General features: G+C 66.6%; 12 protein-coding genes. All 12 read left to right on the forward strand.

Annotated elements, in window-relative coordinates; all coding sequences use genetic code 11:
* Nucleotides 1-172 precede the first annotated feature (172 nt).
* A complete protein-coding gene (locus FJZ36_15780) occupies nt 173-388 on the forward strand; it encodes a hypothetical protein (GenBank protein ID MBM3216360.1) in 216 nt (71 codons plus the stop codon).
* 35 nt (nt 389-423) lie between these two features.
* On the forward strand, nt 424-897 hold the full coding sequence (locus FJZ36_15785) for an STAS domain-containing protein (protein MBM3216361.1): 474 nt from the start codon (nt 424-426) through the stop codon (nt 895-897).
* A 194-nt stretch (nt 898-1,091) separates the two neighbouring features.
* Nucleotides 1,092-1,355 carry a hypothetical protein gene (locus FJZ36_15790; protein ID MBM3216362.1) on the forward strand — a complete coding sequence of 88 codons (264 nt, stop codon included), beginning with the start codon at nt 1,092-1,094 and terminating at the stop codon, nt 1,353-1,355.
* A gap of 318 nt (nt 1,356-1,673) precedes the next feature.
* Nucleotides 1,674-2,189: a bidirectional hydrogenase complex protein HoxE gene (gene hoxE / locus FJZ36_15795; GenBank protein MBM3216363.1), complete on the forward strand. Its 516-nt coding sequence runs from the start codon at nt 1,674-1,676 to the stop codon at nt 2,187-2,189.
* The gene (locus tag FJZ36_15800; GenBank protein ID MBM3216364.1) at nt 2,167-3,783 is read left to right on the forward strand and encodes an NADH-quinone oxidoreductase subunit L; all 1,617 of its coding nucleotides are present in this window, start codon (nt 2,167-2,169) and stop codon (nt 3,781-3,783) included. The genes hoxE and FJZ36_15800 overlap by 23 nt, the downstream gene beginning before the upstream one ends.
* A gap of 37 nt (nt 3,784-3,820) precedes the next feature.
* The gene (gene hoxU, locus FJZ36_15805; protein MBM3216365.1) at nt 3,821-4,537 is read left to right on the forward strand and encodes a bidirectional hydrogenase complex protein HoxU; all 717 of its coding nucleotides are present in this window, start codon (nt 3,821-3,823) and stop codon (nt 4,535-4,537) included.
* Complete coding sequence (locus tag FJZ36_15810) at nt 4,525-5,070, forward strand: oxidoreductase (protein ID MBM3216366.1); 546 nt, start codon at nt 4,525-4,527, stop codon at nt 5,068-5,070. Before hoxU ends, FJZ36_15810 begins: the two co-directional genes overlap by 13 nt.
* A gap of 119 nt (nt 5,071-5,189) precedes the next feature.
* Complete coding sequence (locus FJZ36_15815) at nt 5,190-6,614, forward strand: Ni/Fe hydrogenase subunit alpha (protein MBM3216367.1); 1,425 nt, start codon at nt 5,190-5,192, stop codon at nt 6,612-6,614.
* A 120-nt stretch (nt 6,615-6,734) separates the two neighbouring features.
* Nucleotides 6,735-7,217 carry a hydrogenase maturation protease gene (locus FJZ36_15820; protein MBM3216368.1) on the forward strand — a complete coding sequence of 161 codons (483 nt, stop codon included), beginning with the start codon at nt 6,735-6,737 and terminating at the stop codon, nt 7,215-7,217.
* Nucleotides 7,210-7,551, forward strand: coding sequence for a hydrogenase maturation nickel metallochaperone HypA (gene hypA / locus FJZ36_15825; protein MBM3216369.1), 342 nt, complete (start codon nt 7,210-7,212; stop codon nt 7,549-7,551). Before FJZ36_15820 ends, hypA begins: the two co-directional genes overlap by 8 nt.
* Nucleotides 7,551-8,387 (forward strand): hydrogenase nickel incorporation protein HypB, encoded by an 837-nt coding sequence (hypB, locus tag FJZ36_15830; GenBank protein MBM3216370.1) that lies wholly within the window; start codon nt 7,551-7,553, stop codon nt 8,385-8,387. The genes hypA and hypB overlap by 1 nt, the downstream gene beginning before the upstream one ends.
* Nucleotides 8,323-10,644 (forward strand): carbamoyltransferase HypF (gene hypF, locus FJZ36_15835; protein ID MBM3216371.1); only part of this gene is annotated, 2,322 nt, incomplete at its 3' end. The genes hypB and hypF, both read left to right, overlap by 65 nt.

Here is a 10,644-nt window from a genome sequence, read left to right on the forward strand (position 1 = left end):
GCCCCGAGCGACGGCAACGTGAAGTTTCGCGTCACCGCTCGCGGCGACCGATCCGACGCCGCCGCGACGAGCGGCTACTACGAAGCGACGGTTGTCCTGACAGCGATTCCCTACGCCCCCGCATCCGGGCGGAAGGCTCGATAGCTCCCATCCGGAGCCAGGAGCCACGGTAATGGCAAGAACAAGCCGCATATGGATCGCCGGTTCCGCGGCATCGACGGAGCTTCGAGCGCTCGGGCGGACGGCGACGCCGTGGAGCCGGAAGGAATCGGCGCAGCGATCCACCAGCCCAGTTCTGCGGCTGGACCCTCTCGAGCATTGGTCGCTCGACCGGATCGCACTGCCGGAATACTCAGACGACAGCCCGACGATGGGAATCCCGGCGTAGGCAGCCAACAGAACGTAACAGGAAGGGAACGCATGATGAAACGCAACGACAGCGAGTTCTCAGGATCGGTCACCCAGTCCAGCACGTCCGAATCGAAGAAGGAGCGCACCATGGTTCTCAACGTTCGCAACGCCAACGACGTCACGGTGGTCTCGGTCGCGAAGGAGCTGGTCGGAACCGAGGGCGCGCGCCTTCGGGAGGTCGTTCACGGCTTGACTCTCTCCGCCAAGAGCCCCGGCAGACTGATCGTCGATCTCAACAAGACGGAGCGCGTCGACACACTCGGGCTCTCGGCGCTGATGTCGCTCGCTCACATCGCCGGCGACGGCAGTGCGGTGCTCGTGTCGTCCAATCCCTACATCTCTGAGATCCTGCGCATCGTGCGGATCGGCGGGATCGTCAACCGCTTCGCCAGCGAGCCCGATGCCGTGAAGTGGATCGACCGCGTGCGCCCCGTCCCGAAGGCTCCTTCGCATCGCCAGGCGGTAACGGAAGTCGCAGCCGGCTGACACCGACGAGGCTGGCACGGTTGGAACCAGGACGATGCACTCGCATCCATCGACTGCCTGCATCGACGGATTGCGTTGCTACCGAGGCGGCGCGGAGAACTCCCACGCCGAGCATGACAATGAACAGGATATGGAACGCGCTCGCTAGGCTTCGATCTCGTCGTCGCGGAATCAACGGGCCCGGTACAACAGAGGTGCGGGTTGGAAGGACCATCCTCACGTTCCGGTTGGCTCGCGGCGACGTCGCCGTACATAACCGCGCCAACCGCGCCATTCGAGTGCGGATCGAACGCGAGGATGGGTCGCTCCTCGCCGAACGGTTCCACGCAGAGCCCGAGAGCCGATTCGAGTTGGCGGCGCGCTACCAGCAGGGCGACGTCGTGCGCATCACGGTCTGGGACGTGTCCCCCCTCCTCCACGTCCCCCTCAACGTGCACTCCTTGACCGTCCAAATCTGACTCCATGCCCGACTCAGCGGTCATCTGTGTCCGAGGCGTTCCGCGCCCGATTGCCCACGATTGCCATTGTGTCCCAATATTGTGCATGTGATCACAATAACAACGACAAAGTGTCAGAATCCGGCACACCGGTCGACGCGTGCTCCTTGCCGAAGAGTCCGATCATCACTGGATTTCATCCGTTTATGGGATTATGGTATGTTCCTTGCGCAGGCACCAGCGGAAGCGTGTTCCTCCCGCTCGTTCACGGCGCGACTCACCCATGTCGGTGGGCGTCGAGCGGAGAAGCCCGATATCGCGTGAGAGGAAAGCACCGCCATGACTCCTGCGCATGAGCGCTCGATCCCCGGCGTCGACAACCGCACCAAGCTGCTCGAAGCGTCGATGAAGCGACATCAGTTCCAGCCGGACGCCCTCATCGAGGTGCTCCACACGGCTCAGGAGCTGTATGGTCATCTCGACGACGAGCTGCTGATGACCATCGCCCACGGCTTGAAGGTTCCTCCCAGCCGCATCTACGGCGTTGCGACCTTCTATCATTTCTTCTCGCTCAAGCCGAAGGGCAGGCATTCCTGCGTCGTCTGCATGGGTACGGCGTGCTACGTGAAGGGAGCCTCCAAGGTCCTCTCGGCGCTGGAAGCGCACACGGGAGTGCGCGCCGGCGAAACGACCGCCGACGGCGCGGTCTCCCTCGGCACGGCGCGCTGTCTGGGAGCCTGCGGGCTGGCTCCCGCCGTCGTCTATGACGGTGAAGTCGCCGGGCAGCAGACCCCCGACATCGTCCTGAACCACGTGAAAGGCTGGCAGGCGCATGAATCTCGCGGAGTTGCATGACATCGCCCGCAAGGAACGCGCTGCCGCCAAGCGCGTCCAGATTCGATGCTGCGTCGCCTCTGGATGTCTCTCCTCGAATGGGGAGGGCGTCCTACAGCAGCTCAAGGACGCCGTGCAGTCAGCGGGACTCTCCGAGACCGTCGAGGTGGTGGGCGTCGGGTGCATGCGGCTGTGCAGCCGCGGACCCCTCGTCGAATCGACGGCGGACGGTTCTCTCTACGTGAAGGTTCGGCAAGAGGACGCGTCGTCGATCATCTCGGCGCTGCGCGGCGGCGAGGCGGCTCCGGAGCGCGTCGACCCCGAGCAGGCGTTCTTCGCCCGGCAGGTCTCCATCGTTCTGGAGAACAGCGGGAGGATCGACCCGGAGCGGATCGAGGCGTACATCGCCGCGGAAGGCTACGAGGCGCTTGCGCATGTTCTGGCCGAGTTGCGTCCCTCCGAGGTTGTCGAGGCGATCACTCGAAGCGGGCTGCGGGGCAGAGGCGGCGCGGGCTTCCCGACGGGCGTCAAGTGGGCGACCGTCGCCAAGACGGCAGCGGATCGCAAGTACGTCATCTGCAACGCCGACGAAGGGGACCCCGGAGCCTTCATGGACCGGAGCGTTCTCGAAAGCGATCCGCACCGTGTGCTCGAAGGCATGGCGATCGCCGCTTACGCGATTGGGGCGGAGCAGGGGTACATCTACGTCCGAGGCGAGTACCCGCTGGCGATCAGCCGCCTCCAGACGGCGATCCGTCAGGCGCGGCGACTCGGAATCGTCGGCGGGCGCGTCCTCGACACGCCGTTCAGCTTCCGCGTGGACATCCGCGTAGGAGCCGGCGCATTCGTGTGCGGCGAAGAGACGGCGCTGATGGCATCCATCGAAGGCGGACGCGGCACGCCCCGACCCCGACCGCCCTTCCCGGCGGAGAGCGGGCTGTGGGGAGCCCCGACGCTCATCAACAACGTGGAGACCTTCGCCAACGTGCCCCCGATCATCCGCAACGGACCCGAGTGGTTCGCCGGGATCGGAACCGAGAAGAGCAAGGGCACCAAAGTCTTCGCCCTGGCGGGGAAGATCCGCAACACGGGGCTCGTCGAGGTTCCCATGGGGACGACGCTCCGCGAGATCGTGCAGGTGATCGGCGGCGGGGTTCCAGACGGCAAAGAGGTGAAAGCCGTGCAGACCGGCGGACCCTCCGGCGGCTGCATCCCGGCGAGCGAACTGGATACGCCCGTCGACTACGAGTCGCTCGCCGAGATCGGCTCGATCATGGGCTCCGGCGGCATGATCGTCATGGACGAAGAGACGAGCATGGTGGATGTCGCCCGCTTCTTCATGGAGTTCTGCATGGACGAGTCGTGCGGCAAGTGCATCCCGTGCCGCGCCGGAACCGTTCAGATGCATCGGCTCTTGAAGAAGGTCCTGTCCGGCGGCGCTACCCAGGCAGACCTCGCGAAGCTGTCGAAGCTGTGCGACCTCGTGAAGAACACGAGCCTTTGCGGGCTGGGGCAGACGGCTCCCAATCCTGTCCTCAGCACGATGCGGCACTTCCCGGAGGAGTACGAATCGCTCCTGGGTCGCACGGACGGGCTCGCCGCGTCGGACGATTGAGCTGTCTGGAACCACCCACTGAGTGAAGGCGGATCGCATGGCAGTTGTCACCCTCACGATCAACAACCAACTCCTCAGCGCCCGGGACGATCAGACGATCCTGGATGCGGTGCGCGACGCCGGAATCGACCTTCCGACGCTCTGCCACCTCGAAGGCGTGTCCGACGTCGGCGCGTGCCGCCTCTGCCTCGTCGAGATCGAGGGTACGCGGCGGCTGCAGCCGGCGTGCGTCACTCGCGTCGCCGAGGGCATGGTCGTCCAGACGGACACCGAGCGGCTCCGTGGATACCGCCGCGATATCGTCCAGCTCCTCTTTGCAGAACGGAACCACGTCTGCGCTGTGTGCGTCGCCAACGGGCATTGCGAGCTCCAGGACATGGCGGTGAACCTCGGCGTCGATCACATCGACTTCGAGTACCTCTACCCACAGTGCGAGGTCGATACGTCGCACGAGCGGTTCGGCGTCGATCACAACCGGTGCATCCTCTGCACGCGCTGTGTCCGCGTCTGCCACGAGGTCGAAGGCGCTCACACGTGGGACGTGCGCGGCAGAGGAACCAACGCGCGAGTCATCACCGACCTGAATCAGCCGTGGGGCTTGTCCGATAGCTGCACGTCATGCGGGAAGTGCGTCATGGCGTGTCCGACCGGAGCCATCTTCAACCAAGGATCGACCGTTGCCGAGATGGAGCGGGACCGATCCCGTCTCGCGTTCATCGTGACCGCACGGGAGAAACAGCAATGGCTAAGGTAAGAGCCGCGACGGTCTGGATGGCAGGATGCGCGGGCTGCCACATGTCGTTCCTCGACCTCGACGAATGGCTCTTCGAGTTCGCCAAGCACGTGGACGTCGTCTACACGCCCATCGCCGATGTCAAGGAATATCCCGAAGACGTGGACGTCGCCCTCGTCGAGGGAGCCGTCGCCACCGACGAACAGGTTCACCTGATCCGCGACGTGCGCAGGAAGACCAAGGCGCTCATCGCCTTCGGAGACTGCGCCGTCACCTCCAACGTCCCCGCCATGCGGAACCCCTTCGGCGGGGCGGAGGTCGTTCTGAAGCGCTCCTACGAGGACCCGGCGAACCTGAACCCGCAGACTCCGCGCGAAGAGGGCATCCTGCCGGTTCTCCTCGACCGCGTGCGACCCATTCACGAGGTCGTGCCGGTGGATATCTTCCTGCCCGGGTGTCCGCCGCCGGCGGCGCGCATTCAGGCGGCGCTGGAGCAGCTCTTGTCCGGAGAACCCATCAAACTGGAAGGGCGCGACCTCATCAAGTTCGGCTGACCTTCTCAATGCCCGGAGAAGCCCGCTCGGACGGGACGGATGCCCGCGTCCGGGCTCCGTCCCGACCGGCGGTGGCGCGATTCGATGGGCGGTATTCCAGCGGAGGAGCATCGACAACCATGTCTCAGCGGATCGTCATCGACCCTGTCACGCGGCTGGAAGGTCACGCCAAGATATCCATTTACCTCGACGATTCCGGTCAGGTCTCCGACGCGCGGTTCCACGTCACGGAGTTCCGAGGCTTCGAGAAGTTCTGCGAAGGGAGACCCCTCGGCGAGATGGCGGGCATCACGGCGCGCGTCTGCGGCATCTGTCCCGTCAGCCACCTGATCGCCTCGTCCAAAGCCGGCGATGCGATCCTCGGCGTGCCGGTTCCCCCGGCAGCCGCGAAGCTGCGCCGACTGATGAACCTGGGGCAGATCGTCCAGTCCCACGCGCTCAGCTTCTTCCATCTCAGCTCGCCCGACCTGCTGCTGGGCATGGAGAGCGACCCGGCGAGCCGTAACGTCTTCGGCGTCATGGCGGCGGAACCGGAGCTCGCCCGCGCGGGCATCCGGCTCCGGCAGTTCGGGCAGAAGATCATCGAGCTTCTCGGCGGACAGAAGGTTCACCCCGCGTGGACTGTCCCCGGCGGCGTACGCGAACCGCTCACCGAAGAGGGCAGACAGTGGATCATCGACCGGTTGCCCGAAGAGCGCGCGACCGCCATCGGGACGCTCGAGAAGTTCAAGGGGCTGCTCGACCGGTATGCCGCCGAAGCCCAGGTCTTCGGCAACTTCCAGTCGCTCTTCATGGGGCTCGTTGGACCCAACGACGAGTGGGAACACTACGACGGCAAGCTCCGCTTCTGCGACAGCCGGGGCAACATCGTCGCCGACGGACTCGACCCCGCCCGATACCGCGACTTCATCGGCGAGGCGGTCGAGAACTGGTCCTATCTGAAGTTCCCGTACTACAAGTCGCTGGGCTACCCCGAAGGCATCTACCGCGTCGGACCCCTCGCGCGGCTCAATATCGCCGAGCGCATGGGCTCCCCGCTCGCCGACGCGGAGCTCGACGAGTTCAAGCAGCGAGGCAACGGAGCCGTCACCTCCTCGTTCATGTACCACTACGCGCGGCTGGTCGAGATCGTCGCGAGCATCGAGCGGATCGAGCAGCTCGTGGACGACCCGGACATCACGTCGCCCCGCGTGCGCGCCGCCGCCGGGATCAACTACTTGAGAGGCGTCGGCGTCAGCGAAGCCCCGCGCGGAACCCTCTTCCACGACTACGAAGTGGACGAAAACGGGCTCATCACGCGGATGAACCTGCTGATCGCGACGGGACACAACAACTTGGCGATGAACCGCACCGTCGCCCAGATCGCCAAGCACTATATCCAGGGGCCCAAGATTCCGGAGGGCATCCTGAACCGCATCGAGGCGGGAACGCGCCTCTTCGACCCGTGTCTGAGCTGTTCGACGCACGCCGTCGGCAAGATGCCCCTGCGCGTCCGGCTCTACGGCTCCGACGGCAGCCTCCTCGACGAGGCGGTGCGCGACTAGACGGAGGCTACTGCCCGCAGCCAACGCGGTGGATGCGAGCACATTCGGTAGGGGCGGGTCTCAGACCCGCCCTACGACGACGGCTCCTCAAGCCATCCGAGGCCGGCTCCAGGTGTCACCATGGCACGCGACAGACATCCCACTGGCGCTCTCGTGATCGGATACGGGAACGACCTGCGCGCCGACGACGCGGCGGGAAGGCGCGTCGCCGAGCTCGTCGCGGCGCTGTCGCTCCCGGGCGTGACGGTGCGCTCGATGCACCAACTGACGCCGGAGCTCGCCGAGGAACTGTCGGAAGCGCGTATCGCCGTCTTCGTGGACGCGCGCATTCCCGCCGAGGACGCCGACGAGGAGACCTGTTTCGAGGCGGTCGCCGTCGGGTCTACGGCGAGCGATGGGGTCGGCGGTCATCTCGCCGATCCTGCGTCGCTGCTCGCGCTGTCGCAGGCGCTCTACGGCAGGACTCCCGACGCCTGGCGCGTCACGATCCCGGCAGAACGGCTCGACTTCGGCGAGACGCTCTCGCCGTCCGTCGAGCAGGCGGCGTTCCTCGCGGCGGAGCGCATCTGGTGGTTCCTCCGCCAGGAGATGTCCGATGCATGAGCTCGGCATCGTCGAAGACGCCCTCGAGATCGCGTTCGAGCACGCCCGACGAGTGGATGCCGAGCGGATCCACCGCGTCACGATGCGGATCGGAGCCATCTCCGGCGTCGCGCCCGACGCGCTCCGGTTCGCCTTCGATGTCGCGACGCGCGAGACGATGGCTGAGGGTTCCGCGTTCGAGGTCGAGCTGGTTCCGGTGCGATGTCGTTGCGTGGAGTGCGAGAGCGAGTTCGCCCCGGACGGGCTCTTCTACGAATGCCCGGCATGCCGCACACTGAGTGCGGATATCCTCGCCGGGCGCGAGATCGAGCTGACCAGTTTGGAGGTGTCCTGATGTGCCAAGAGTGCGGATGCGGCAAAGCGGCTGAATACGCCGTAGACGGAGTGCCCCAGAAGGGCGGTTCGCGTCTCGTCCGGCTCGATGCACCCATCCCGATCACCCATACCCACGACGGGCACGAGCATACCCACGAGCACGACCACGAGCACCCCCATACCCACGCGCTCGATCTGCAGGTCGGCGTGCTCGACAAGAACGCGCGGCTCGCCGAGCGGAACCGGGGCTACTTCCACGGGAAGGACGTCCTCGCCGTCAACGTCCTGTCGTCCCCAGGCTCCGGCAAGACGGCGCTCATCGAACGGATGATCGCAGAGCTGGACGGGAAAAGGGGCGTCGGCGTCATCGTCGGCGACCTGGAAACGGACAACGACGCGCAGCGGCTCCGGCGCGCCGGGGCGCAGGCGGTTCAGGTCACCACGGGAACCGTCTGCCACCTCGACGCGGAGATGGTCGCCCGCGCCGCCGAGAAGCTCGACTTCGCCGACGTCGGCCTGCTCCTCATCGAGAACGTCGGGAACCTCGTCTGTCCGGCGGCGTATGACTTGGGCGAGGACCTTCGCGCCGTCCTCCTCTCGGTCACCGAGGGAGAGGACAAGCCGTTGAAGTACCCGACCATCTTCAAGTCGGCGCACGTGGTCATCGTCAACAAGATCGACATCGCCGAGGCGGTCGGGTTCCAGCGCGAGCTCGCCCTCGACAACATCCGTCGGGTCGCGCCCCAAGCGGCGATCTTCGAGCTCTCCGCGCGAACCGGCGAAGGCATCGATGCGTGGTGGGAGTACCTTGAGCGCTGCCTCCGATCCATGGACGAGCCGCACGGCGCCCCCTGACGTCTGGACGGCGACGATCCGGATCGAGGGAATCGTACAGGGAGTCGGGTTTCGTCCCTTCGTCTACCGTCTCGCCGCGCGTTTCGGCGTCTCCGGCTGGGTCCGCAACGACACGCAGGGCGTCACCGTTCACGCCGTCGGCTCCCCAACGGCGCTCGACGCGTTCGAAGGCGCGCTGCGCACCGACGCCCCGCCTGCCGCCCGCGTCACGGCGATCCGCCGAATCGGCATGGAGCCCGGCGGAGTCGTCGGTTCCTTCGCCATCCACGACAGCGAACGAGCCGAATCGCCGACCGCCTTCATCTCGCCCGATCTCGCTCTCTGCGACGACTGCCAGCGCGAGATGCGCGACCCCACGAACCGGCGTTATCGCTATCCCTTCATCAACTGCACCAATTGCGGGCCCCGCTACTCCATCGTCGAAAGCCTGCCCTACGACCGGCCCAACACGACGATGAAGGCGTTCGACATGTGCCCGCTCTGCCGCGCCGAGTACGACGACCCTCTCGACCGCCGGTTCCACGCTCAACCCAACGCCTGCCCCGACTGCGGACCCCATCTCGAATGGTGGAACCGCAACGGCGTGCGGCTCGCCGGGCGCGGTGACGCCCTCGACGCCGCGCTGGACGCCATCCGAGCGGGCATGATCGTCGCCGTCAAGGGCTTGGGCGGGTTCCACCTGATCGTTGACGCGCGGGACGACGAGGCGGTGCGGCGGCTTCGCGCACGCAAGCACCGCGAGGAGAAGCCGCTCGCCGTGATGGCATCGTCGCTCGACGGGGCGCGGAGCCTCTGCGAAGTCTCCGACGATGAAGCACGGCTGCTGAAGTCGTCCGCAGCTCCTATCGTCCAGATGCGGCGGCAGTCGGACGCGCCGGTCGCCCTATCCGTCGCGCCGGGGAACCCCGATCTCGGCGTCATGCTGCCCTACACGCCACTGCACCGCCTGCTCATGGATGGACTGCGCTTCCCGGTCGTCGCGACGAGCGGGAACCTGTCCGATGAGCCGATCTGCACGGACGAGCGCGAAGCCGTCGCGCGGCTGGGGGCGAAGGGCATCGCCGATGCCTTCCTCGTCCACAACCGCCCCATCGCCCGGCACATGGACGACTCCGTCGCGCGCGTCGTCCTGGACAGGACGACGGTTCTCCGCTCCGCGCGGGGATACGCGCCGAGCTCGCTGACACTCCGCCGACCGGTTCCGCCGCTTCTGGCAGTCGGAGGGCATCTCAAGAACACGGTCGCCGTCGCCTCGGGCGGCAAGGCATTCCTGAGCCAGCACATCGGCGACCTCGAGACGGACGAGGCGATCCGCGCGTTCCACGATGTCAAGAACGACCTGAGGCGGCTCTACGACGTGGAGCCGGTCGCCATCGCCACCGACGCCCACCCCGACTATCGCTCGACGCGCGACGCCGACGCGATGGGGCTCCCGACGATCCGAGTCCAGCACCACGTCGCCCACGCGCTCGCCTGCATCGCCGAGCACGGCATCGAGGGGCCCGTTCTCGCCGTGTCGTGGGACGGAACCGGGTACGGATTCGACGGAACCGTCTGGGGCGGCGAGTTCTTCAGGATCGACCCGGACGATCCCGCCGATGTCCGAGTCGCCCATCTGCGGACGTTCCCGCTGCCCGGCGGCGACCGCGCCGTTCGGGAGCCGCGCCGATCCGCCCTCGGTGTCGCTTTCGCGCTCTACGGCGACGAGCTATGGACGCGCGGCGACCTCGGCTTCCTGACCGCGTTCAGGTCCGAGGAGCGCGCCGTGCTCCGCTCGATGCTGGCGCGTGGGCTCCGCACGCCGACGACATCCAGCGCGGGTCGGTTGTTCGACGCCGTCGCGTCCTTCTGCGGCATACGCCACGTCACGCGCTACGAGGGACAGGCGGCGATGGAGCTCGAATACGCCCTCGACGGCGTGGACGACGACGCGGCGTACGACATGCCCCTGCGCGATGGCTCCGAGCCGCTTGTCCTCGACTGGGATCCGGGAGTACACCGACTCCTGGACGACCTCCGCGCGGGTGTTCCGGTTGGTGTCGTGTCGGCTCGCTTCCACAACGGACTGGCGCGAGGGATCGCCGACGTCGCGCGGCGCGTCGGCGAGACGCAGGTCGTCCTGACGGGCGGCTGCTTCCAGAACCGCGCGCTGACGGAGCGGGTCGTGGCGCTGCTTCGCTCGGAGGGGTTCGAGCCCTACGGGCATGAGCGCGTTCCGCCCAACGACGGGGGCGTCGCGCTGGGACAGATCGCGGCG

This window comes from Candidatus Poribacteria bacterium, assembly GCA_016866785.1.
Lineage (GTDB): Bacteria > Poribacteria > WGA-4E.

What these genes read in the sequence shown, in the direction of transcription:
- FJZ36_15785 (MBM3216361.1), top strand. Translation starts at nt 424, where the DNA reads ATGAAACGCAACGACAGCGAGTTCTCAGGATCGGTCACCCAGTCCAGC.
- FJZ36_15820 (MBM3216368.1), top strand. Translation starts at nt 6,735, where the DNA reads ATGGCACGCGACAGACATCCCACTGGCGCTCTCGTGATCGGATACGGG.
- FJZ36_15800 (MBM3216364.1), top strand. Translation starts at nt 2,167, where the DNA reads ATGAATCTCGCGGAGTTGCATGACATCGCCCGCAAGGAACGCGCTGCC.
- FJZ36_15780 (MBM3216360.1), top strand. Translation starts at nt 173, where the DNA reads ATGGCAAGAACAAGCCGCATATGGATCGCCGGTTCCGCGGCATCGACG.
- hoxU (MBM3216365.1), top strand. Translation starts at nt 3,821, where the DNA reads ATGGCAGTTGTCACCCTCACGATCAACAACCAACTCCTCAGCGCCCGG.
- FJZ36_15810 (MBM3216366.1), top strand. Translation starts at nt 4,525, where the DNA reads ATGGCTAAGGTAAGAGCCGCGACGGTCTGGATGGCAGGATGCGCGGGC.
- FJZ36_15815 (MBM3216367.1), top strand. Translation starts at nt 5,190, where the DNA reads ATGTCTCAGCGGATCGTCATCGACCCTGTCACGCGGCTGGAAGGTCAC.
- hypB (MBM3216370.1), top strand. Translation starts at nt 7,551, where the DNA reads ATGTGCCAAGAGTGCGGATGCGGCAAAGCGGCTGAATACGCCGTAGAC.
- hypA (MBM3216369.1), top strand. Translation starts at nt 7,210, where the DNA reads ATGCATGAGCTCGGCATCGTCGAAGACGCCCTCGAGATCGCGTTCGAG.
- hoxE (MBM3216363.1), top strand. Translation starts at nt 1,674, where the DNA reads ATGACTCCTGCGCATGAGCGCTCGATCCCCGGCGTCGACAACCGCACC.